Source organism: Streptomyces niveus, assembly GCF_001723055.1.
Lineage (GTDB): Bacteria > Actinomycetota > Actinomycetes > Streptomycetales > Streptomycetaceae > Streptomyces > Streptomyces niveus.
Window position 1 is genome coordinate 1 of the sequence record NZ_MDCR01000069.1, and the last position, 23,444, is coordinate 23,444.

Consider the following 23,444-nt stretch of genomic DNA (forward strand, 5'->3'; position numbering starts at 1 on the left):
CTTTCCTCCGGGCTTCCCTTCGGTTCTTGCTGTGTTGCTGTCTTGCGTTTCCGACTCTATCAGACTCTTTTCGCTTCTTGCTTCTCATGGAGAAACAGTCCCGATTAAGAGATCTGATGGCCTTTGGATTGGCCCTTTGCCTTTCGGCGAGCCCGACATTACCAGAAACATCCGGGCCGAACTAAATCGGCCGCTGTGATTCGGATGATGTATCGGAAAGCCCTGCGGAAATTCGATTCCCGCTCAGAGCTGAGTAGACATTAACCGCCGCTCTCGAACTTGTCCAGCTTCGAGGCAACCGTTCAAATCTACCTCCCCACACAGGCCCTGTCAACGATCGGCAGCAATCTCTGTGGAGCGAAGAGGAGACTAACAGGTCAGCGACCCGCAACGCACATCAGGCTGCCGTGGGCAGTTGGGCGCTCTGGTCGGCGCTCTCCACGTCGCCCGTGTCGCCTGCGCGGGCCGCTCGGCCGCCGAGCACGTACACATACGCCAGGAAGGCCAGTTCAAAGAAGATCCCGATCGCGATGCGCGCCCAGGTGGGCAGGCCGGACGGGGTCACGAAACCCTCGATCAGGCCCGACACGAAGAGGATCAGCGCCAGGCCGATGGCCATGCCCACGGCCGCTCGGCCCTGTTGGGCGAGTGCTGTGCGGCGGGTGTAAGGGCCGGGGTCGATCAAGGTCCAGCCGAGACGGAGGCCGGTACCCGCCGCGACGAACACGGCTGTCAGTTCGAGCAGACCGTGAGGGAGGACCAGGCCCAGGAACGTGTCCAGTCGGCCGGCGGACGACATCAGGCCGATGCCGACGCCGAGGTTGAGCATGTTGAGGAAGAGGATCCAGATCACTGGGAAGCAGAGGAAGGCGCCGAGGACGAGGCACATTGCGGCGGCCTGGGCGTTGTTCGTCCATACCTGGGCCGCGAAGGAGGCCGCCGGGTGACTTGAGTAGTAGGTCTCGTACTCGCCGCCGGGGCGGGTCATCTGTCGGAGGTCTTCGGGGGCCGCTATCGCCGACTGGACCTCGGGGTGCGCGCCTATCCACCAGCCGATGATCGCGGCGACGAGCACCGAGAGCAGCGCGGTCGGTACCCACCAGTGCCGTGCCCGGTACACGGCGGCGGGGAAGCCTGCCGTAAGGAAGTGAGCCGCGTCGCGCCAACTGGCGCGGCGGGTGCCCGTGACGACCGAGCGGGCGCGCGCGACCAGTTGCGTCAGGCGTGCGATGAGCATGGGATCCGGTGCGCTGGACTGGATCAGCGAGAGATGGGTGGCTGTCCGTTGGTAGAGGGCGACGAGTTCGTCCGCCTCGGCACCGGTGAGGTGCCGTCCACGGCGCAGGAGAATGTCCAGGCGGTCCCACTCGGGTCGGTGGGCCGTCACGAAGACGTCGAGATCCATGGTCGGCTGCTGCTCCAGGCACTGGGTGCGTACGGTCCGTACTACTGCGGCACGTTGCAGGCCAGCTTGGCAGACTGAGCGGTCCGGGGGCAGAGAAGGTCGGCGAAGGGTGGCATCGGTGAACGAGCTTGTGACGGGCGACGCGGTCGTATTGGGGCTGCGTCCCGCGAAGCTGCCGAGTCGGGCCTTGGCCGTCGTCATCGACCTGGTGGTGGTGTGGGCCGCGTACATCGTGGTCTCGATCGTTCTCACCATCGCGACGGATTCGCTGGACACTGCCGCTGTCGCGGCGCTGGCGGTCGCGAGCTTCCTGCTCATACCGGTGGGTGTGCCGATCGCGGTGGAAACCCTCAGCCATGGGCGGTCGTTGGGGAAGCTGGCGTGCGGGCTGCGGGTGGTGCGTGACGACGGCGGGCCCATTCGCTTCCGTCACGCGCTGGTGCGCGGAGCGATGGGTGTGGTGGAGCTGCTGATGTCGTTCGGCGTGATCGCGTGCGTCGCTTCGCTCGTATCCGCGCGTGGGCGGCGCGTGGGGGATCTGTTCGCGGGGACGTTGGTCGTACGTGAGCGGGTGCCCACTGATCGGGGCCGTCCTGTGCCGCCTCCGCCGCCATGGCTCGTCGGCCGGTTCTCCGAGCTGGACCTGTCCTCGGTGCCCGACGATCTGTGGCTGGCCGTACGGCAGTACCTGACGCGGATGGGGCAGCTCGACGCCGGTGTCGGCTGGTCGATGTCGCAGCGGCTGGCGGATGATCTGGCGGCGTGCACGGGCGTGCCACTGCCGCCCGGTGTGCCGCCGGCGGCGTATCTGGCGGCTGTGGTGAACGAGCGGCAGGCCCGGGACTCGCGGCGGGCCTTCGGCTCTGCGGCTGCCGCCGCCGCCACGGTCGGCCCCGTCGGCGGGCCCGCGCCGGTGGCGCGGCCCCCGCAGCCGCGTCCGCACGTGGTGGGGCAGCCCGACGCGGTATCGCGGGACGCGCCGCAGGACGTGACCGCTCCCCCGGCATCCGGGTTCGCGCCGCCCGCCTAGGTGGTGTCAGGGCAGGGCCGACGGTGGGGTTTCGAGGTCTTCGAGTTCGATGCCCGGCGCCGCGAGGACCACGTCCCCGCTGATGTGGACGCTGTGCTGCTCACCGGTGTCCAGTCCGCTGACCTGGTACTCGTCCACGGTCAGGGGTCCATTGTCAGTGGCATGCGCTTCACTTCTCCGTAGCGCCCAGGACTGGTCGACGGTACGGGGCGCGAGGACCGGGTCGGTGAAAGCCACCAGACGGACTCGGGTCTCGGGGGAAGCGGGAGTGAGGCGGAGAAGGCGGGTGATCGCGATGAGAAACGCGGGAGATGTACCGGTGAAGGCGTGGGCGCGGACATTGCCTTCGGTGGCCTCGGTGCCGGTGGGGTCGGTGCGGACCCAGGTGACGCCTTCGAGCGCGGCGGCGCGGACCCGCCAGCTCGCGGCGTGCAGTTCGAGCCTGATAGGGCGGCCGAGCTCGTCGAGGGTGAGGTCGACGGAGCCGGCGTGGTCACCGGAGGGCGCGGTGACCTGGGAGACATAGCGCCAGCCGGAGGGGCCCGGCGCGCAGTGGAAGTGTTCTTCACCCAGGGGGGTGTGGTCGTGCGGGTCGTGGAGTGAGTAGCGGCCACGGGGCATGTGCGGGAGTCCTTCGGTGTCCTCGGGGGTCGTGCCGTGAGACCGCACGGAGTACCGCCCGCGAAGCACGGACCGCCTGGACCTAAAACCTTTGGGACCAGGGGTCGAAGAGCGGGGCAGGCCCCCAACACGGGGGTGTGGGGGCCTGCCCGTACCGCTGAATGTCAGCGGCGGGTGTTCGTGGGTCAGTAGCGGTACTGGTCGGGCTTGTACGGGCCTTCGACCTTCACGCCGATGTACGCGGCCTGCTCGGGACGGAGCGTCGTGAGCTTCACGCCGAGCGCGTCGAGGTGGAGGCGGGCGACCTTCTCGTCGAGGTGCTTGGGCAGCACGTAGACGTTGGTCGGGTACTCCTCCGGCTTGGTGAAGAGCTCGATCTGGGCCAGGGTCTGGTCCGCGAACGAGTTGGACATCACGAAGGAGGGGTGACCGGTCGCGTTGCCGAGGTTCAGCAGGCGGCCCTCGGACAGCACGATCAGCGTCTTGCCGTCGGGGAAGGTCCAGGTGTGGACCTGCGGCTTGACCTCGTCCTTGACGATGCCCGGGGTCTTCGCGAGACCGGCCATGTCGATCTCGTTGTCGAAGTGGCCGATGTTCCCGACGATCGCCTGGTGCTTCATCTTGGCCATGTCGGAGGCCATGATGATGTCCTTGTTGCCCGTCGTGGTGACGAAGATGTCGGCGATGCCGACGACGTCGTCCAGCGTCGAGACCTGGTAGCCGTCCATCGCCGCCTGGAGCGCGCAGATCGGGTCGATCTCGGTGATGATCACGCGGGCGCCCTGGCCGCGCAGGGACTCCGCGCAGCCCTTGCCGACGTCGCCGTAGCCGAAGACGACGGCGACCTTGCCGCCGATGAGTACGTCGGTGGCGCGGTTGATGCCGTCGATCAGGGAGTGGCGGCAGCCGTACTTGTTGTCGAACTTCGACTTGGTCACGGCGTCGTTCACGTTGATCGCCGGGAAGAGGAGGGTGCCGTCGCGGTGCATCTCGTAGAGACGGTGGACACCGGTGGTGGTCTCTTCGGTGACGCCGCGGATCTCGGACGCCAGGAGGGTCCACTTCTGCGGATTCTCGGTGAGGGTGCGGTTGAGCAGACGCAGGATGTAGCCGTACTCCTCGCTGTCCGCCGTGGCCGGGTCCGGAGCCGCGCCGGCCTTCTCGAACTCGACGCCCTTGTGGACGAGCAGGGTGGCGTCGCCACCGTCGTCCAGGATCATGTTCGGGCCGGCGGTGGAGACGCCCGGCCAGGTCAGGGCCTGCTCCGTGCACCACCAGTACTCTTCGAGCGTCTCGCCCTTCCAGGCGAAGACGGGGACGCCCTGCGGGTCGTCCGGGGTGCCGTTGGGGCCGACGGCGATCGCGGCGGCGGCGTGGTCCTGGGTCGAGAAGATGTTGCAGGACGCCCAGCGGACGTCGGCGCCGAGCGCGACCAGCGTCTCGATGAGGACGGCGGTCTGGACCGTCATGTGCAGGGAGCCGGTGATGCGGGAGCCCGCGAGGGGCTGCGCCTCGGCGTACTCCTTGCGGATCGACATCAGACCGGGCATCTCGTGCTCGGCGAGGGTGATCTCCTTGCGGCCGAACTCGGCAAGCGAGAGATCGGCGACCTTGAAGTCCTGTCGGTTGGCGACAGTGGTCATAGCGAGCTGCTCCTCGTGAAGGGGTCGAGGGTGGGTACGGCTGACTGTGCGGCGGCGGGCATACGAATGCCCGGACGTACGCAACGCAGTCCGTCGGAGGCCCTCTCTCCCTCGGCCGGTCCGCGCCGCAGACCGCCCGACCGCCATCAGCAGCGACGTCTGGCTCTGCTGACGAATCTACACCGATCGGCCCAGCGCCTTACAGCCCACCGGGGTTGGATCCCTCGCTCCGGCGAGCGAGGAGGCCCCGGCGCGGGGTGCGCCGGGGCCTCCTTACGGATGCGATGAGCTGGTCAGTTGTCGGTGTCGGCCTCGGTGGCCGGCTCGGTCTCGGTGGCGCCCGGCGATTTCGCGGGGTTGGTGCCCGTGGCCGCTGCCGCCGCGCTGTAGATGTCCGGCTCCAGGTAGATCACACGGGCGATCGGGACCGCCTCGCGGATCCGGTTCTCGGCCGCGTTGATGGCGTGCGCGACCTCGGCAGCCGTGTCGTCGTGTTCGACCGCGATCTTGGCTGCCACCAGCAGTTCCTCGGGGCCGAGGTGGAGCGTGCGCATGTGGATGATGCCGGTGACGACGTCGCCGTCGACCATCGCGGCCTTGATCTTCTCCACGTCCTCGAGACCGGCGGCCTCGCCGAGCAACAGGGACTTCGTCTCGGCCGCCAGGACGATCGCGATCACGATCAACAGGACGCCGATGCAGAGGGTGCCGATGCCGTCCCACACGCCGTTGCCCGTGCCGAGCGCCAGGCTCACGCCCACGAGCGCCAGGACCAGACCGACAAGGGCGCCCAGGTCCTCAAGGAGGACGACCGGGAGCTCGGGTGCCTTGGAGTGGCGGATGAACTCCTTCCAGGAGCGCTTGCCGCGCGTCGCGTTGGACTCGACGATGGCCGTACGGAACGAGATCGACTCGACGATGATCGCGAACACCAGGACGCCGACGGGCCAGTACCAGGCCTCGATCGCGTGCGGGTGCTTGATCTTCTCGTAGCCCTCGTAGATGGCGAACATGCCACCGACGGAGAAGAGCACGATGGAGACGAGGAACGCGTAGATGTAGCGCTCCCGGCCGTAGCCGAAGGGGTGTTCCGGGGTCGCCTCGCGCTTGGCCCTCTTGCCGCCGAGGAGCAGCAGCCCCTGGTTGCCCGAGTCGGCGAGGGAGTGCACGCTCTCGGCGAGCATCGACGACGAACCGCTGAAGAGGAACGCCACGAACTTGGCTACTGCGATCGCGAGGTTGGCGGCGAGTGCCGCCACGATCGCCTTGGTTCCGCCTGACGCGCTCATGGGTGGGGTGGGTCCCTTCATCGGTCTGCGGCCCTGGCGCCGCCGTACGGCGGGACATTGTTGCAGCAGCGGAAGCGGACCGTACCCCCAAGCGGTGGTTCAGGCGATGACGGTGGCCCGGAAGACCGTGCCCGTACCGGTCAGTTCGGTCTTTTCGCCCGCGGGGACGAAGACCGAACCGCCCGGCGCCAGGTCGAGGTCGTTGGCGCGCGGGGTGCCTTCGGTGCAGAGGAGGATCTGCGGGGTGGCCGCGGTGAGTTCGCGGGGTGCCGCACCGGGGGCCAGCGTGTAGCGGGACAGCCGGAACTCGTCGATCGGGGTGTCGTACAGCTCCTCGCCGGCCGGTGACGCCTCGGGGCGGAGTACGGCGGGTTCGGTCGCCTCGAAGCGCACGACGCGGAGCAGTTCCGGCACGTCGACGTGTTTGGGTGTGAGGCCGCAGCGCAGGACGTTGTCGGAGTTGGCCATGATCTCGACGCCCAGGCCGTTCAGATACGCGTGCGGGACGCCGGCGCCGAGGAAGAGGCCTTCGCCGGGCTGGAGTTGTACGCGGTTGAGCAGCATCGCGGCGATGACGCCCGGGTCGCCGGGGTAGTGGTGGGCGAGCGACGCGTATGGCGAGTACTCGCCGCCGAGGCGTGCCGCCGCTTCGGCCGAGGAATGAACAGTGTGGGACATCTCGTCGGGGTCGGCGGTCAGCACGGCGGTGAGGACTTCGCGCAGCGCGGCTTCCTCGGGGTGTGCGTGCAGGAGGTCCACGTACGGCTTGAGTGAGTCGACGTCCAGCCGTGCGAGGAGGTCCGCGGTCTCGGCCGGGTCGCGGAAGCCGCAGAGGCCGTCGAAGGGGGTGAGGGCGCAGATCAGTTCGGGCTTGTGGTTGGCGTCCTTGTAGTTGCGGTGCGGCGCGTCGATGGGGACGCCCTGGCGCTCCTCCGCTTCGTAACCCTCCTTCGCCTGGGCGAGGTTGGGGTGGACCTGGAGGGAGAGAGGTGCGCCCGCGGCGAGGATTTTGAGGAGGAAGGGGAGGCGTGGGCCGAATTTCTTGACGGTGGGGGCGCCGAGTTCCGCCTCGGGGTCGGCTGCGATGAGGTCGGAGAGCGGGTGATCGAGGGGGGTGGTGGTGCGGTTGACACGGGACGGGGCCCCCGGGTGGGCACCCATCCACATCTCGGCTTGGGGCTCGCCGGTGGGGGCGGTGCCGAGCAGCTCCGGGATGGCGGTCGTGGAGCCCCAGGCGTAGGGGCGCACGGTATTGGAGAGGCGGTCCATGGGTGCTTCCTTGTCGCGGGACGGACGTACGGGAGAAGTGTGGTGACGAGTTCGGGACAGGGGTGAGGAACACAGGTGCGGAACGGCTGAAGTCCGGTGTGTGGGAGGGGCGTTCAGTGCGCGGGTCGGCCGCCGTGGCCGAAGCCGGTCGGGGTCATTCGCGGTTGCCTGAGGCCAGGGCCAGGTAGACGGCGGTGAAGTCGGTGACCGCCACGAGTTCCGCGAGGGCTTCGAGTTCGCTGCCCTCCTGTGGCTCCAGCTCGCTGATGGCCGTGTCATGGCTGATGGCGAGTTCACGGGCGGCGGGGGCCGCGGTCAGTCCGCCGACAGGCCGGTCGCGGAGCAGCACAACACGGGAGCGCAGCGCCTGGGGCTCCTCGACGCGGTCGCGGAAGAAGTCGTCCGGGTCGGCTGCGCCGCCGGCGAAGTCGCCGCCCAGGAGGAGGCCGTGGGCGGGCAGGGCGCCGGGCAGTTCGGCCGCGAGTGCGGGGCGGCCGGACAACTCGGCGAGTACGGCGGCGAAGCGGCGCCCGGCGGGTGCGGCGACCGTGCCTTCCGTCCAGATCAGCGGGAGGTCGTCCGCGAGTTCGGCGGCGAGGGTCTTGGCCGGGTTGCTGTACGTCGCGATGGCCGGGCCGCAGCGTTCGGCCGTGCTGTCGAGGCGGTCTGCGACGAGTTGAAGGGTCTCCGCGGGGGCGGTGAGAAGCCCGACGCGGTCGAGAAGCGAGAGAAGGGGGGTGAACAGCGCCCAGAGGGCACCCGGGCTGGCGGCCTGGATCTCCTCGTACTGCTCCTGCGGTGTGGGCGCCATGGGCACGGCGAGCCCGTGTGTGCCGCCGACGGCCTCGCTGAGCGGGGACTGGCGCGGGGCGACGGCGACGACGGTGCAGCCGCGGCGGTACGCCTGCTCGGCGAGGAGGGCGAGGCCGGGTTCGCCGCCGTCGGTGGTGGCGATCAGGAGCAGGTCGACGGAGCCGGCCCAGCCGGGGAGCGCCCAGCGCAGGGCGCCCGCCGCTGGAGCGACGCCCGTGGGGCGCAGCAGGGTGACCGGCGCGGCGGCACCCGCGAGCGCGCCGAGCAGGTCGGCGACGCCGAGAGCGGCGGTTCCGGAGCCCGCGAACAGGACGGCGCGGGGGCGGCCCTCCGGGTTGAGCTGCCCTATGCCCGCTTCGGCGGCGTGCCGTACGGCGGTCCGTACGCGTGCTCCGGCCTCGGCGGCACCCAGGAGAAGCCCACGGTGGTCGGCGCGGGCCAGCGCGTCCGGCGCGTCGAGCAAGGACTCGTCGAGCATGGCGGGGTGGGTCTCCGATCGTTGCGCGGGCCTGCGGAGCCGGCTGTTCTCAGGCGGGGCGGCGGGCCTCGTCGACGAGGAGTACGGGGATGTCGTCGCGGACGGGGTAGGCCAGGCCGCAGTCCTTGCTGGTGCAGATCAGCTCGGGGGTCTCGGCCGCGGTGCGGTCGCTGAGCGACGCGTGGCAGGCCGGGCAGGCGAGGATCTCCAGGAGGCCGGCTTCGAGCGGCATGTGGTGGGTGTCCCTTCGAACGAGCTGAGGTGGTGTGGTGCGCTGCGGGGTGGTGCGGGTCGGGCCACGTCAGCGTACCGCCGTGGGGTGGGGTGAGGCGCGTTCCTGTTATCGGGCTGGGGGCGGACCCCGGGGTGGCCCCGGGGTCCGGCCCCAGCGTCGCTCAGGAGCGGATCAGAGCCAGCGTCTCGTCTCTGACCTTGGCCATCGTCGGCTCGTCACGGGCCTCCACGTTGAGGCGCAGCAGCGGTTCCGTGTTGGAGGCGCGGAGGTTGAACCACCACTCGGGGGTGGTCACCGTCAGGCCGTCGAGGTCGTCGAACGTGACGTCCTCGCGGTCGGCGAAGGCGTTGCGTACGGCGGCCAGGCGGGCCTGCTGGTCATCGACCGTGGAGTTGATCTCGCCCGAGCCGGCGTACCGGTCGTAGGAGGCGACGAGTTCGGACAGCGGGCCGCTCTGCCCGCCGAGCGCGGCCAGGACGTGGAGCGCGGCGAGCATGCCCGTGTCCGCGTTCCAGAACTCACGGAAGTAGTAGTGCGCCGAGTGTTCGCCGCCGAAGATCGCGCCGGTGCGGGCCATCTCCGCCTTGATGAAGGAGTGGCCGACGCGCGTACGGACCGGGTTGCCGCCGTGCTCCCTGACGACCTCGGGGACGGACAGGGAGGTGATGAGGTTGTGGATCACCGTGCCGCCGGGGTGCTTGGCGAGTTCACGCTCGGCGACCAGGGCCGTGATCGCCGACGGTGACACCCCCCTCCCCCGTTCGTCGACGACGAAGCACCGGTCCGCGTCGCCGTCGAAGGCCAGGCCCAGGTCCGCGCCTTCGGAGAGCACCCGCGCCTGGAGATCCACGATGTTGCGGGGATCGAGCGGGTTGGCCTCGTGGTTGGGGAACGTGCCGTCCAGCTCGAAGTACATCGGGACCAGGTCGACGGCCAGCCCCGCGAAGACCGTGGGGACGGTGTGGCCCCCCATGCCGTTCCCCGCGTCGACCACGACCTTCAGCGGGCGGTTCGCCGAGAGGTCGACCAGGGACAGCAGATGCGCGGCGTAATCGGTCAACGTGTCACGCTGTGTGATCGTTCCCGGTTTCGCCGCGTCCTCGGGGGGTCCTTCCGTCAGCCAGGTCTCGACCAGTTCGCGGATCTCGGCCAGGCCGGTGTCCTGCCCCACCGGCGCGGCGCCCGCGCGGCACATCTTGATGCCGTTGTACTGCGCCGGGTTGTGCGACGCGGTGAACATCGCGCCCGGCAGGTCCAGCGCCCCGCTCGCGTAGTACAGCTGATCCGTCGAGCACAGCCCGATCAGCGTGGCGTCGGCGCCGCGCCGGACGGCGCCCTTGGCGAAGCTCGCCGACAGGTGCGGCGAGGAGGGCCGCATGTCGTGACCGACGACGATCGCCGTGGCGCCCGTGACCTCTACGAAGGCCGCTCCGAAAAGCTCGACGAGCCGGTCGTCGAGCTGATCCGGATATACGCCACGTACGTCGTACGCCTTCACGATCTGGCCCAAGTCGGCCACGGCCACCCCTCCTGAGGTCTCTTTGGACAGTCAGCCCAAAATAGCCCGCGCCTCGGGCGAGATCCGAAGGACACCCTCTACGGCAGCATCCACCCGAGTACGAAGGTGCTCTGGCCCACCACGATCAGGCACATCACCAGCAGCAGCCCGAGACTCCACGGCAGAACCTTCCTCAGGAGGTCGCCTTCCTTTCCCGCGAGGCCGACCGCGGCGCACGCGATCGTCAGATTCTGCGGGGAGATCATCTTGCCGAGCACACCCCCGGAGCTGTTCGCCGCCGCCAACAGCTCGGGTGACAGGCCGGATTCGCGTGCGGCCGTGACCTGGAGCGCGCCGAAGAGCGCGTTGGCGGAGGTGTCGGAGCCTGTGACGGCGACGCCGAACCACCCCAGCACGGGCGAGAGGAACGCCAGCCCGGCGCCCGCCGCGGCGACGAAGTGGCCGATGGTGGCCGCCTGCCCGGAGAGGTTCATGACGTACGCGAGGGCCAGAACGGAGACGACGGTGAGGATCGCGTACCGCAGTTCATTCACCGTGGCCGCCCACTCCTTCAGCGCGTCCTTCGCCTTGAGCCCGATCACCCCGGCCGTCAGGATCCCCGCCAACAGGACGAGCGTGCCACCGGTCGAGATGAGGGGCAGCGAGAAGACGTTGGCCCCGACCGGCTTCCCCTCCGAGTCGGCGACATCGAGGAACGGCCAGTCGAAGGAGCGCGTCGCCTCGGCCAGCAGATCCTTGACGGGCGGGATCTGGGCGAGGGAGAAGATCACCACGATCAGCGCGTACGGGGCGTAGGCGCGGACGACTTCGCGGCGGTCGTCCTCGACGTCCAGATCCTCGCTGCGTACGCCCTTCAGTACGGAGGTTCGCACGGCCTCGTCGGCGGGCCGGCGCGCGCTCGGTACGGCGAGCAGCGCCGCCGCGCCCACCAGCGCGGCCCCGATGTCGGCGAGTTGGGCGGAGACGAAGTTGGACGCGACGAACTGCGCGGCGCCGAAGGCGAGTCCGCACGCGAGGGCGGGCGCCCAGGTCTCGCGCAGCCCCCGCTTGCCGTCGACGAGCCAGACGAGCACCAGGGGGACGACGACGGCGAGCAGCGGCGTCTGGCGGCCGACGACCGAGGCGACGGTGTCCAGCGGCAGTCCGGTCACCTGGGCGAGGGTCACCACGGGCGTACCCATCGCGCCGAAGGCCACGGGCGCGGTGTTGGCGACGAGGGCGACGACCGCCGCCTTGACCGGGTCGAAGCCGAGCGCCACCAGCATCACGGCGGAGATCGCGACGGGGGCGCCGAAGCCGGCGAGTGCTTCGAGGAGGGCGCCGAAACAGAAGGCGACGACGAGCGCCTGGATGCGCGGGTCGTCGGAGAATCGCCCGAACGAGCGTCGCAGGATGTCGAAGTGCTGGGTGCGGACCGTCATCCGGTACACCCACAGGGCGTTGACGACGATCCACATGATCGGGAAGAGACCGAAGACGACGCCCTGCGCGCCGGCGGAGACGGTCTGGCCGATCGGCATGCCGAAGGCGAGCCAGCCGACCAGGACGGCGACGGCCAGGCCGATCAGTCCGGCGCGATGAGCCTTCATACGGACGGCGCCGAGCAACACCAGCACGGTGACCAGGGGAAGCGCGGCGACCAGGGCGGAAAGGCCGAGCGAATCGGCGACGGGTTCCAATTGCTGTTCGAACACGACAGGAGCCTCCGAGTTCCGCGATGCGGAAAGTGATCTCTCACGACTGGGAGGCATGATCGTGTCCACGACAAATGAGGTCAATGGCTCACACAGGATCCGTCACCGAAACTCACGGGACGGATTCAGGGCGACCGGGAAGCCCGGCCGGGAGACCCGGCCGACGGCGGCCGGACTCAGGAATCGGGGGAACGCAGCACCCTCAGATGCCCACGGCGCCCGACCTCGGCCTGGTCCGCGGCACGCGGCCCGTTGCCGCCGGGCCCGCTCGGCCGCTCCGGAGGGCGCGCCGCCTCACGTACGGCGTTCGCCAGTGCTTCGAGATCGTCACCGCTGGGCCGGGCCGGCGCCGAGCCGTCCGTGAGCCGGACGACCTCCCAGCCGCGTGGCGCGGTCAGTCTCTCGCTGTGTTCCGCGCACAGGTCATAGCAATGGGGCTCGGCATGCGTGGCGAGCGGGCCGAGGACCGCGGTCGAATCGGCATAGACGTACGTCAGTGTCGCGACAGCGGAACGGCCGCACGCGGTGCGCGAACAGCGACGTACAGGGCTCACGATGTTGGACGGTACCGCACTCTTGAGCGGGCCGCGACGACTCGCCCTCGCGTCACCCGCCCGTGTCGCGACCCGGCATTCACCCCGCCCGCTGCGTCCGTAACTGCCCTGACCTGCACGGGAAGAGAGGTAATCGGCCAATCACCGTCTGTGATTCGGTCACCACTTGGGGCAAATCCGGCCGGTGACGGCGAACGTCACCATCCGCCGGACCTAGCGAAACGAGCCCAAGCTTGGCCGGAATGCTCAATTTGCGACATGCCGTCCGGCGGGCTCGGGAGGCCGTCGCCGCATCCCCCGGAGAGCTACCCTGCGTCAGTGATGGACAGTCCCGTACCGCAGCAGCCGACCGAGCCGAGACCGCGCCGCCGTGACCGCCACGGCCGTGGGATGCGGGGGCCCGTCGCCCCGCCACAGGTTCCGCTCTCGGCGAGCCGCTCGGATTCGTTCCGTGATCTCGTACGGGACTCCGTGGAGCGGTTGGAACGGCGCTGGCCCCAGCTGGCGGAGATCGACTTCCTGGTGCTCGACGTGCCGAGCGCGGAGGACGAGACGGTGCCGCTCGGCCGGTCCGTACCCGAGGGCAAGGACCGGCCCGCGCGGATCGTCGTGTACCGGCGTCCTGTCGAGATCCGTACGAAGAACCGCGAGGAGCGGGCGATGCTCGTCCACGAGGTCGTGGTCGAGCAGGTCGCCGAACTGCTGGGGCTCTCACCGGAGTCGGTCGACCCGCGCTACGGCCAGGACTGAGGCCGCCGGGCAGCCTGGCCGCCCGGCGGCGTCACTTCAGTACGGAGAGGTCTTCCTTCGTCGCCGGGACGGACACCATGCCCCGGTCGTCCGGCAGCGTCTGCACCGTGAACATCGGTACGCCGTCCTGCGTCACCGCCAGCGCGCGCGCCGCGTGGACCGGACCGCCCGACTCGGGCTCGACCGTCAGCGCGTACGAGCCCTTGAGCCCCGCCGGTACGGGCGGGGTGACGGCCAGTGTCGTACCGCCCTTGACCGTGTACGTCTTGACGACCTGCTCACCGCCGCCGCTGCCCGCCGAGGCCGTGACCTTCACCTTCGCCGACTTGTCCGGCGCGGTGAGCGTCAGCGTCGAGCCCTTGGCCCGGTTGTCCGCGACCGTCGCGCGCTCCGTCACCGGGCCGGTCGCCGGGATGAAGGCGACCTCCTGGTCGGTGCCCTTGCCCCGGACGACGCGCAGCGCGGCGACCACAGGGGTCTCGCGCCCGCCCTCGGCCGGTCCGATACGCACCGCGCCGGCCTCGCCCTTGGTGAGGTCCCCCAGGTCGAGCGAGGCCGTCATGCCCGACTTCACGTTGAGCGGTTCGGCGGCGGAGGACGGCACGATCGTGCCGCTCTTGCCTGCCAGTTGCACCTTCAGTTCGGCGTCGTCCTCACCGGGCGCGAAGACCACCAGTCGTACGGAGGTGGCGTCGCCGGGGATGCCGGGGAGCACCGCGCGGGGCGCGGCGTCGGCCGAGGCGGCGAGCCAGTCGCCGCCGGTCTTCTCCTCGGTGGCGTTCACGACGGCGCCCACGCGGCCCGTACGGGTGCTGACATGGACGGTGACGTTCGGCTCGGCCTCTCCCGTGAGCGTCGACAGCAGGACCGGGACACTGGAACGCGCGGGGACCGGAATACCCTCCCCCGTATCGGACTTGAGGGTGCCTTCCTTGCCGAACAGCGCGATGTCGGCGACGGCCGCCGTGTCGTCGGGGTTGGTGAGGTGGACGTAGTCCTGACGCGACTTGTCGGTGGACGCTCCGGGGAACCAGAAGTCGGTGCCGGGGGCGGTGCAGGTCATGCCGAGCAGGCCGCGTGAGTCGCCGGCCGTGACCGTGGTGGTCTGCTGAGCGGTCCAGCCGGGCGCGAGAGGGCCCGTGGCGGCGCCGACGAGCGCGGGGGCGTCCGCACCCTTCTTGGTCCCGGAGACGGGCTTGCCCGGCTCCTTGAGGGCCAGGAAGGGCTTGGCCTTGGCGTCGGCGCCGTCCGCCGCCGGCGCTTGCGCCTCGTCGTCCTTCGCCTCGTCGTCCTTGGCCTTGTCGTCCTTCGCCTTGTCCTCGTCCGTCGTCTTCTCGTCGTCGGCGGGGTCCGTGTCGGTCAAGGGCGCGGCGGACGGCGCCAGTTCGGCCGCGCCTCCCGTACCCGCGCCCGTCGTTCCGGCCGGGGTGAAGGACGTGTACACCGTCTCGGCCAGCTCCGAGGTGCTGGGCGCGGGACAGAGCAGGCTGCTGCGCTCCACGGGAAGTCGCGCGGGCGTCTTCGCCGTCGCCGTCGAGTCGACGGGGTCGGGCGCGCTGACGGCGGCGAACCCGGTGACCGCCGCGAGCGCCGTCGCGACCGCGATGAGGGAGAGGGTCGTGCGGTTCACTGGTTGCTGCTCCCGTCGGGACGCTGCTCGTTCTCGTTGCCGTCGGTGTACGGCTGTTGGGCACCGGTGTAGTGCTGCTGCCCTTCCACGTACGGCTGTTGGACGACGTAGCCGTACTGGTCGTACTGGACCTGAGCCTGCTGCTGGTACTGGTCCGCCGGGTACTGCGGGTAGATCTGGTACCCGTCGGCGTCGTACTGGGGAGCACCTTCGTACTGAGGAGCGCCCTCGTACTGCTGCGCGTTCTGGTAGGCGCCTTCGTACTGCTGCCGCTCGTTCGTGCCGTACGAGGCGTAGTCCGCGCCCTGGTAGGCGCTCTGGGCCTGCTGGCCGTCCCACTCTCCGTACGACTGCTGCTGCGGCACGGCGGCGGCGGCGTACGGGTCCTCCTCCGGCACCTGCGGCAGCCCATCCACGGAGGCGACGCCTTCCGAGGTCGCTTCCGCGGTCGCCGCCGCGGCTTCGGTCCCCGTCTCCGCCTCCGCCTGCGCGGCGGCCCGCAGCCTGCGCGCCCGGCGGCCCTCGCCCGACACGGGCTGCGCGGGTACCTCGGCGCCCTCCTCGGGCAGGTCGTCGTCGATCTCCTTGCGCCGCCCCGGCAGGGCGAGCACGAGCAGCACGACGGCGAGCGCGCCCTGCGCCCAGACCCACGCGGTGTGCGTGAACGGGTCCTCGTAGGTGAGGTCGAGCCTGCCGCCATCGGCGGGGAGTTCGAATCCCTGCGCCCACCCGTCGACGGTCGTCCTCTCCAGGACGCGGCCGTCGAGCGTGGCCTGCCAGCCCTCGGCGGCCCGGTCGGCGATCCGCAGCACCCGCCCGGCCTTTCCGGCCGGGATGTCGGTGTGGGCCTCGACCGTGGACGAGCCGACGGGCAGCGGCTCGGCGTCGCTCTCGCCCTCGATGATCGTGGCCCGGGAGATCTGACGGTCGACGCGCCACAGCGCGCTGCCGTCGAGCTGGCTGAGCCGGCTGAGGCCGGGGGTGGCGTCGAGCACGCGCGACATCTGCGCCGGGGCGCCGTCACGCACCAGGACGTAGCGGATCGCGAAGCCGCTGAGCTGGTCGGTCTGGTCGGCGCCGGAGCCCGCGACAAGGCGTCCGACGACCTTGTCGAGCCCGGGGTCGCCGCCGCCCGACTCGGTCAGCTCGGCGTCACCGAGCCGGCCGCCGGAGCCGCGTACGAGCGAGTACGAGACCTCCGCCTCCGACGTACCACCGAGGATGAGCGTGCGCGGCTGGTCGCGGGTGATGCTCTCCTCGGCGACGAACGCCGGTACCTGCACCGGGTCGCGCCGCTCCAGCGGGCCCGACGCGCCACTGATCATCCAGCCGCCCGCCGCGAGCAGCGGGGCCGCGACGGCCGCGACGGCGATGACCGCCGCGACGGGCTGCCGCCAGCCGAAGCTCTGGCTGGCGACGCGTTCCTTGGCGCCGTCGGCGCCGAGCACGGCCGCCGCGATGAGCGCGAGACCGTAGACGAGGGTGGCGGGGCCGGCCCAGCCCGAGTTGTTCGCGAGGACGGAGAAGACCAGCGCCACGAGGGCGGCCACCCAGGCCGCCCGCACGGCGAACTGCCGCTCGCCGCGCAGCAGTGCGGCCAGTGCCGCGAGGACGACACCGATCAGCAGGAGGCCGCCCGCGGTCTTGGGACCGCCGGGGCTCATGCCGAGCAGATCGAGCGCGGTGGCCTGCCCCGTACCGAATTCCAGTCCCGCCTCCTTGAAGAGGTCGGACGGTGTCGTCAGCAGGGAGATGGACCAGGGGGCAAGTACGAGCAGCGGGGTGCCGGCCACGGCCAGCAGGCGCAGCCCGTACGCCACGATGTCGTCGCGGCGCAGGGCCAGGACGGCGAGGCCGAGGACGAGCGCCATCGGCCAGACGATGGGCGTGAACGCCATCACGACGGTGAGCAGGAAGGTGTACGCCCAGGTGGCGCGCCAACTGCCCCGCGCGGAGCTGTCGCCGCCCTCGGCGCGGAATCCGTACGCCGCGACGGCCGCGCGCGCGATCAGCGGCAGCAGGACGGCCAGCACGGCCGTCCCGAGCCGCCCGGTGGCCAGGGCGCCGGTGGCGGCGGGCAGGAAGGCGTACGCGACGCTCGCCCAGGCCCGCAGGAGCTTCGACTCGATCAGTGGCCGGGAGGCGAAGTACGCGGTGACTCCGGCCAGCGGTACGGAGCAGACGAGGAGCAGGGTCAGCGCGAAGCCGGTCGAGCCGAGGAACAGCGCGGACAGGGCCGCGAGGATCGCGAGGTACGGCGGCGCGGTCTGGGTGCCGCCCGTGCCGATGGGGTGCCAGCCGTCGGTGTAGCGGGACCACAGGTCCGACACGTCCGGCGGCGCGGGCAGCAGCGCGCCGCCCGCGAGTGCGCCGCCGCCGAGCAGTGCCCGGCAGGCGACGAGGGAGACGAGGAGCAGTACGGCGAACAGGACGGGGCCGGGCTTGTGCGCGAGGCGCTTCAGCCTCGCGAACTGCTCGACCTCCAGGAAGTCCGCGTCGTCCCCGCCGGGGCCCGACTCCACCGCGCCGTGGCGTGAGCCACCGGCTTCGGTCTCAGAGCCGCCACCGAGGCTTCCAGCTACTTGCTCGACCGTTGCCCGGACGGTGGCGCCGGGTGGCGGGAAAAGCGCGCGAAGTTCGCTTGCTTCGACGACGCCTTTGCCTCGTCGTTTTCGCGCGCCGATGATTCTGCCGGGGCGCAGGAGCGTGCCGAACAGACCCATGACCTCGTCGACGGCCTGTCCGGGCGCCTTGCCCACCAAGTAGGCGAGGGTGCGCAGGAGTGTGCCGACGACGAGCCGCAGTAGTACGTAGGGCAGCACGGCGCCGCGCGAGTTGACAAGCATCGTGTAGACGGCGCCGGCCTTGTCGACACGGTGCGGGTTGACGACGGAGCGGCCCGCGCAGTCGACGGTGCGGCGCTCACGCGCGGCTGCCTCGGCGTGCCGCAGGACGGCGTCGGGTGCGACGAGCACCCGGTGTCCGGCGGTGTGCGCGCGCCAGCAGAGGTCGACGTCGTCGCGCATCAGGGGAAGTCTGCGGTCGAAACCGCCGAGTTCCTCCCACACGTCCCGGCGGATGAGCATGCCGGCGCTGGAGACGGAGAGCACGGTGCGGACCTGGTCGTGCTGTCCCTGGTCCTGTTCGCGCCGGTCGAGGCCGGTCCAGCGGCGTCCGCTGTTGGCGATCGAGACGCCGACCTCCAGCAGCTGCTTGCGGTCGTACCAGCCGCGCAGCTTGGGGCCGACGATCGCCGCGTGCTTGTCGCTGTCGACGACGCGCAGGAGTTCGGCGAGTGCGTCGGGGTCGGGCGCGCAGTCGTCGTGGAGCAGCCACAGCCACTGCACGGGCTCGCCGTGCGGCAGTTCGGGCATGTCGTACGCGTCGTCCTGCCAGGTTCTGGTGGCGGGATCCCAGCCGCTCGGACGTTTCAGATACGGCAGGTCGTCGGGCGTGAGCACGCGGGCGGTACGGACCGCCTCCTCGACGGCCGTACCGAAGCTGGTGCGGCGGGCGAGATGGAGAACGCGGTCGGGGCCGAGCGATTCGGTGAGCAGCGTGGCCGATTCGTCGGCGCTGCCGGTGTCGGCGGCGATGACGTTCTGTACGGGGCGTTCCTGGCCGATCAGCCCGGTGAGGGCGTCGGGGAGCCAGCGGGCACCGTCGTGGGAGACGAGCACCGCGGTCACGACGTGCCGCGGGTACTCCGGTGCGGTGGCTGAATCGAACGCGGCTGTGGTGGCGGACATCGAGGTAGGGGCCCTCCGGCCGGGGGGTCGCCCCGACGGGGCGTTGGGGCGTCTCGGACGGGGCCCCACACTAACGGTACGAACAACCGCCGGAGCGCCGAGCGCCCGGACAAACCGGACGACCTGGGAGACAGTGCCGGGCCGGGCCGCCCGCGCCGGTCACGACAACGGTCCGCCGCCTGCGAAGAGGGCGCAGACGGCGGACCGTTCAGAAGATGTCGCGCGAGACGCGTGGGACGCGCGCGCGGTGTTGTGAGGTGTGACGCGGGCTATCGCGCGGGGGGCGGCGGAAGAATGGCCGGAACTGTTCAAACCGCGGCCTTCTTGAGACGGCGGCGTTCGCGCTCGGACAGACCGCCCCAGATACCGAACCTCTCGTCGTTGGCGAGGGCATACTCCAGGCATTCGGAGCGGACCTCACAGGCGAGACAGACCTTCTTCGCCTCGCGGGTGGAGCCGCCCTTCTCGGGGAAGAAGGACTCGGGATCGGTCTGGGCGCACAACGCGCGCTCCTGCCAGCCGAGTTCCTCGTCCGCGTCCTCGACCAGCAGTTGTTCGAACAGCTCGGTCATCTGCGCCCCTCGTCTGTCTTTACGTCCCCGTGCTTGCGGCCGCTACCGTTTTCGGCCGAACGACACGAGTGAAATTACAAGTGTGCGGATACGAGCCAGTCAAGCCGAGATCTGCTATTGGTCCCGGTATTCACTCTGCGGAACCAAGGCTATGCGGAAAGTGTTCAAATCACCAAAAATCTGACACATGCCACTGGCCTGCCCGCATCCACTCCTCCCTGGGGGAGACGCCCGGAGCCTGGTCGATGTTGCGATCCAGCCACGGAAGCGATCCGAATCACAGCCTGATCACGGGAGCGCGACGGTGTTTGCGAGCACGACTGCTGCGCCATGTCTCCACGTCAGCGAATGCACAAACCTTTCCCCGAACCCCGCAACCGGATGAGGTGAAACATTGCCGCCAAATCGGTCATTGAGTTGACAAGCGGGAACCGTTCCCGCCACCTTTGAATGCATGCCGGTCACCTCAGCCTCGTACGCGATCCACACCCGTGGATTCCGCAGCGCTGCCCAGACCCGCTGTTGCTGTTCCTGTTGTCCGTGCTGTTGAGCCACTGAAGCTCCGGCCGAACATCTCGTTCCCCCCGGTCTGTTCTCCCCTTCTGCCGAGGACCCCGCACACCCATGAACAGCGACAGCGACCTTCAGATCGCAGGCGACATCCTTGAGGTGCCGCACCTTCTCCAGCCCGCCCGTGAGCATCCGGGCACCGTGGCCGAATTCGTCGGTCTGGCCCGTACGATCGCCGCCGACCGCGCGCGGTGGACCCCGCTCGTCCGGTACGACGCCGCCAGCCGCTGGTACCACCGGCTGAGCACCGGCCCCGGCTACGAGGTGTGGCTGCTCTCCTGGGTGCCCGGCCAGCGCAGCGGGCTGCACGACCACGGCCGCTCGTCCGGCGTACTGACCGTCCTCGACGGCGAACTGACGGAACGTACGCAGACGGCGAGCCGGGCGCTCGGCGGCGGCGCGCAGCGGGTCTTCGCGCCCGGATACGTCCACGAAGTGGTCAACGACTCGCTCGAACCGGCCGTGAGTCTGCACATCTACTTCCCGGGTCTGACCGAGATGCCGATGCACTCCGCCCGGTGCGCCCCGGCGGCCCAGGATGTCGTACTCGCCTGACAAACTGCACCGCATGCGCATTGTGGTTCTGGCCGGCGGTATCGGTGGTGCCCGTTTCCTGCGTGGCCTCAAGCAGGCCGCGCCGGACGCGGACATCACGGTGATCGGCAACACGGGTGACGACATCCATCTGTTCGGGCTGAAGGTCTGCCCGGACCTCGACACGGTGATGTACACCCTCGGGGGTGGCATCAATGAGGAGCAGGGCTGGGGACGCGAGGGCGAGACGTTCCAGGTCAAGGCGGAACTCGCGGCGTACGGAGTGGGGCCCGAGTGGTTCGGGCTCGGCGACCGCGACTTCGCCACCCACATCGTCCGCACACAGATGCTGGGCGCCGGTTATCCGCTGAGCGCGGTCACCGAGGCGCTCTGCGCACGCTGGAAGCCCGGGGTGCGGCTGCTGCCGATGTCCGACGACAGGGTCGAGACACACGTCGCGGTCGATGTGCCGGACAGCCCCACCGGCGAGCGCAAGGCCGTGCACTTCCAGGAGTACTGGGTGAAGATGCGCGCCTCCGTGGAAGCCCACGCGGTGGTGCCCGTCGGCGCCGACCAGGCCAAGCCGGCGCCCGGCGTGCTGGAGGCCGTCGCCCACGCCGACGTCATCCTCTTCCCGCCCTCCAACCCCGTCGTCAGCATCGGCACGATCCTGGCCGTGCCCGGCATCCGCGAGGGCATCGCCGACGCCGGGGTGCCGGTCGTCGGGCTCTCCCCGATCGTCGGGGACGCGCCCGTGCGCGGCATGGCCGACAAGGTCCTCGCGGCGATCGGCGTCGAGTCGACGGCCACCGCCGTGGCGCAGCACTACGGTTCGGGTCTGCTGGACGGCTGGCTGGTCGACACGGTGGACGCGGCCTCGGTCGCCGAGATCGAGGGCGCGGGGATCCGCAGCAGGGCCGTACCGCTGATGATGACCGACCTGGAGGCGACCACCGCGATGGCGCGTGAGGCGCTGGCGCTGGCCGAGGAGGTGCGGGCATGACGGCCGACGGGACGGAGGTGGCGTCCTACGGCGTGCGGGCGCTCGCCGGGCTGCCGGAGGTGCGCGCGGGCGACGACCTCGCGAAGCTGATCGTCGCGGCGGGGCCCGGTCTGGTCGACGGGGACATCCTCCTCGTCACGTCGAAGATCGTGTCCAAGGCCGAGGGCCGGATCGTCGAGGCACCGGACCGTGAGGCGGCGATCGACGCGGAGACCGTACGGGTCGTCGCGCGGCGCGGACCACTGCGGATCGTGGAGACCCGGCAGGGTCTGGTGATGGCCGCGGCCGGTGTCGACGCGTCCAACACACCCCCGGGGACCGCGCTGTTGCTGCCCGAGGACTCCGACGCGTCGGCCCGCGCGATCCGGGACGGGCTGCGGGACGCGCTGGGCGTGGACGTCGGCGTGCTCGTCACGGACACCTTCGGCCGGCCCTGGCGCAACGGGCTGACGGACGTCGCGATCGGCGCGGCGGGGGTGCGGGTCCTGGACGATCTGCGCGGCGGTACGGACACGCACGGCAATCCGCTGAGCGCGACGGTTGTCGCCCTCGCCGACGAACTGGCCGCCGCCGGTGACCTGGTGAAGGGAAAGTCCGCCGGGCTGCCGGTGGCGGTGGTGAGCGGGCTGGGGCGGCTGGTCGGCGAAACGGCGGACGACGCGCGGGCGATGGTGCGGGTCGCGGCCGACGACATGTTCCGGCTCGGGACGTCGGAGGCGGTACGGGAAGCGGTCACCCAGCGGCGTACGGTCCGGGAGTTCACCGACGAGCCGGTCGATCCGGGCGCGGTACGGCGCGCGGTCGCCGCGGCCGTGACGGCGCCGGCGCCGCATCACACGACGCCGTGGCGGTTCGTCCTGCTGGAGTCGCCAGAGTCGCGCGTCCGGCTCCTCGACGCGATGCGGGACGCGTGGATCGCGGACCTGCGACGCGACGGCAAGTCGGAGGAGTCCGTGGCCAAGCGGGTGCGGCGCGGGGATGTGCTGCGCGCGGCGCCCTACTTGGTGGTGCCGTGCCTGGTGGCGGACGGCGCGCACAGTTACGGAGACGCGCGCCGTGACACGGCGGAGCGCGAGATGTTCGTGGTCGCGACGGGCGCCGGTGTGCAGAACTTCCTGGTGGCGCTGGCGGGAGAGCGGCTCGGCTCCGCGTGGGTGTCATCGACGATGTTCTGCCGCGACGTCGTACGGGACGTGCTCGAACTGCCCGCGAACTGGGACCCGATGGGGGCAGTGGCGGTCGGGCACGCGGCGGCGGAGCCGAAGGCTCGGCCGGGGCGGGCGGCGGAGGACTTCATCTCGGTGCGTTAGAGATGCGCGATTCTGCCGACGGGCATGCGGGGGGCGCGGCGTGGGGGCGTGCGGCCGGCGAGGAGGATGAGCCGTACGGCGCGGTGGCGCTGCCCGGCGTACGGCTCCAGCAGTTCGAGCATCCCGGCGTCGTCGGTGTCGGGGCGGCCGGCGAGGGCGTAGCCCACGATGCCCGGGAGGTGGAGGTCGCCGACGGTGACGGCGTCCGGGGCGCCGTTGGACCGCTGAAGGACCTCGGCGGAGGTCCACGGGCCGATGCCGGGAATCAACTCCAGCCGGGCGGCGGCTTGTTCGGGCTCCATGGTGGTGGCCTCCTCCAGCCGGCGGGCGACGCGGACGGCGCGCGCGACGGTGTCGGAGCGCTTGGAGTCGACCCCGGCCTTGTGCCACTCCCAGGACGGGATCATGGCCCAGGTGCGGGGGTCGGGCATGACGTACATGCGGTTGTCGCCGCTGCCGTACGGGCCGGGGGCGGGCTCGCCGTACTTCCGTACGAGGTGGCGCCAGGAGCGGTTCGCCTCGATGGTGGTGACCTTCTGCTCCAGGACCGACGGGATCAGTGACTCCAGGACGAGGCCGGTGCGGCACAGGCGCAGGCCGGGGCGGCGGCGCGCGGACGCGGCGAGGAGTCGGTGGCGCGGGACGAAGGCGTCGGGGTCGTCGGCGGCGCCGAGCAGCTCGGGCAGCCGCTCCAGCAGCCAGTCGGCGCCGGGGCCCCACGCGTCGGCGCGCACGCCGTCGTGGCCGGCCCTCACGCGCAGGGTGCCGGGCCCGGC

General features: G+C 70.6%; 19 protein-coding genes. 5 read left to right on the forward strand and 14 right to left on the reverse strand.

What is annotated here, in order from left to right; all coding sequences use genetic code 11:
* Positions 1-397: 397 nt before the first annotated feature.
* Entirely contained in the window at positions 398-1,405 is a 1,008-nt protein-coding gene (locus BHU15_RS09845; protein ID WP_069626836.1) for a stage II sporulation protein M, read from the reverse strand.
* Between the two features lie 118 nt (positions 1,406-1,523).
* Here BHU15_RS09845 and BHU15_RS09850 point away from each other — a divergent pair, with 118 nt between their 5' ends.
* Positions 1,524-2,435 carry an RDD family protein gene (locus BHU15_RS09850; protein WP_079128042.1) on the forward strand — a complete coding sequence of 304 codons (912 nt, stop codon included), beginning with the start codon at positions 1,524-1,526 and terminating at the stop codon, positions 2,433-2,435.
* Positions 2,436-2,441: 6 nt separating this feature from the next.
* Here the strand turns inward: BHU15_RS09850 and BHU15_RS09855 are convergent, their stop codons facing one another.
* The 9 genes from BHU15_RS09855 to BHU15_RS09895 all read right to left on the reverse strand — a co-directional run bounded on the left by BHU15_RS09855 (position 2,442) and on the right by BHU15_RS09895 (position 12,553).
* On the reverse strand, positions 2,442-3,056 hold the full coding sequence (locus BHU15_RS09855) for a hypothetical protein (RefSeq protein ID WP_069626838.1): 615 nt from the start codon (positions 3,054-3,056) through the stop codon (positions 2,442-2,444).
* A gap of 185 nt (positions 3,057-3,241) precedes the next feature.
* Positions 3,242-4,699 carry an adenosylhomocysteinase gene (gene ahcY, locus BHU15_RS09860; RefSeq protein ID WP_023541331.1) on the reverse strand — a complete coding sequence of 486 codons (1,458 nt, stop codon included), beginning with the start codon at positions 4,697-4,699 and terminating at the stop codon, positions 3,242-3,244.
* Between the two features lie 293 nt (positions 4,700-4,992).
* Positions 4,993-5,988 (reverse strand): cation diffusion facilitator family transporter, encoded by a 996-nt coding sequence (locus BHU15_RS09865; RefSeq protein ID WP_069626839.1) that lies wholly within the window; start codon positions 5,986-5,988, stop codon positions 4,993-4,995.
* Positions 5,989-6,087: 99 nt separating this feature from the next.
* Positions 6,088-7,257 (reverse strand): mannose-6-phosphate isomerase, class I, encoded by a 1,170-nt coding sequence (manA, locus tag BHU15_RS09870; RefSeq protein WP_069626840.1) that lies wholly within the window; start codon positions 7,255-7,257, stop codon positions 6,088-6,090.
* 154 nt (positions 7,258-7,411) lie between these two features.
* A complete protein-coding gene (locus BHU15_RS09875) occupies positions 7,412-8,548 on the reverse strand; it encodes an SIS domain-containing protein (RefSeq protein ID WP_023541328.1) in 1,137 nt (378 codons plus the stop codon).
* Between the two features lie 49 nt (positions 8,549-8,597).
* Positions 8,598-8,780: a Trm112 family protein gene (locus BHU15_RS09880; protein WP_069626841.1), complete on the reverse strand. Its 183-nt coding sequence runs from the start codon at positions 8,778-8,780 to the stop codon at positions 8,598-8,600.
* A 163-nt stretch (positions 8,781-8,943) separates the two neighbouring features.
* Positions 8,944-10,308: a phosphomannomutase/phosphoglucomutase gene (locus tag BHU15_RS09885; RefSeq protein WP_435861619.1), complete on the reverse strand. Its 1,365-nt coding sequence runs from the start codon at positions 10,306-10,308 to the stop codon at positions 8,944-8,946.
* A 71-nt stretch (positions 10,309-10,379) separates the two neighbouring features.
* Positions 10,380-11,996: an L-lactate permease gene (locus BHU15_RS09890; protein WP_069626842.1), complete on the reverse strand. Its 1,617-nt coding sequence runs from the start codon at positions 11,994-11,996 to the stop codon at positions 10,380-10,382.
* A gap of 176 nt (positions 11,997-12,172) precedes the next feature.
* The gene (locus tag BHU15_RS09895) at positions 12,173-12,553 is read right to left on the reverse strand and encodes a DUF3499 domain-containing protein (RefSeq protein WP_247748479.1); all 381 of its coding nucleotides are present in this window, start codon (positions 12,551-12,553) and stop codon (positions 12,173-12,175) included.
* A 318-nt stretch (positions 12,554-12,871) separates the two neighbouring features.
* Here BHU15_RS09895 and BHU15_RS09900 point away from each other — a divergent pair, with 318 nt between their 5' ends.
* Positions 12,872-13,300, forward strand: coding sequence for a metallopeptidase family protein (locus tag BHU15_RS09900; protein WP_023541323.1), 429 nt, complete (start codon positions 12,872-12,874; stop codon positions 13,298-13,300).
* A 31-nt stretch (positions 13,301-13,331) separates the two neighbouring features.
* Here BHU15_RS09900 and BHU15_RS09905 read toward each other — a convergent pair whose 3' ends face one another.
* From BHU15_RS09905 to BHU15_RS09915, 3 genes are all read right to left on the reverse strand, one after another.
* A complete protein-coding gene (locus BHU15_RS09905; protein ID WP_069626844.1) occupies positions 13,332-14,930 on the reverse strand; it encodes a DUF5719 family protein in 1,599 nt (532 codons plus the stop codon).
* Entirely contained in the window at positions 14,927-18,679 is a 3,753-nt protein-coding gene (locus BHU15_RS09910) for a glycosyltransferase (protein ID WP_069626845.1), read from the reverse strand. The genes BHU15_RS09905 and BHU15_RS09910 overlap by 4 nt, the downstream gene beginning before the upstream one ends.
* Before the next feature lie 308 nt (positions 18,680-18,987).
* Entirely contained in the window at positions 18,988-19,251 is a 264-nt protein-coding gene (locus tag BHU15_RS09915) for a WhiB family transcriptional regulator (RefSeq protein ID WP_023541320.1), read from the reverse strand.
* Positions 19,252-19,875: 624 nt separating this feature from the next.
* On the opposite strand from BHU15_RS09915, the gene BHU15_RS09920 reads away from it, so the two are divergent.
* From BHU15_RS09920 to BHU15_RS09930, 3 genes are read left to right on the forward strand one after another with little or no spacing between them, the layout of a single operon-like run.
* On the forward strand, positions 19,876-20,376 hold the full coding sequence (locus BHU15_RS09920) for a cysteine dioxygenase (RefSeq protein ID WP_069626846.1): 501 nt from the start codon (positions 19,876-19,878) through the stop codon (positions 20,374-20,376).
* A gap of 13 nt (positions 20,377-20,389) precedes the next feature.
* Positions 20,390-21,358 (forward strand): 2-phospho-L-lactate transferase, encoded by a 969-nt coding sequence (cofD, locus tag BHU15_RS09925; RefSeq protein ID WP_069626847.1) that lies wholly within the window; start codon positions 20,390-20,392, stop codon positions 21,356-21,358.
* Positions 21,355-22,668 (forward strand): coenzyme F420-0:L-glutamate ligase, encoded by a 1,314-nt coding sequence (locus BHU15_RS09930; protein ID WP_069626848.1) that lies wholly within the window; start codon positions 21,355-21,357, stop codon positions 22,666-22,668. Before cofD ends, BHU15_RS09930 begins: the two co-directional genes overlap by 4 nt.
* On the opposite strand, the gene BHU15_RS09935 is transcribed toward BHU15_RS09930, so the two are convergent.
* Positions 22,665-23,444 (reverse strand): DNA-3-methyladenine glycosylase family protein (locus BHU15_RS09935; RefSeq protein WP_069626850.1); only part of this gene is annotated, 780 nt, incomplete at its 5' end. The two genes, BHU15_RS09930 and BHU15_RS09935, sit on opposite strands and share 4 nt — an antisense overlap.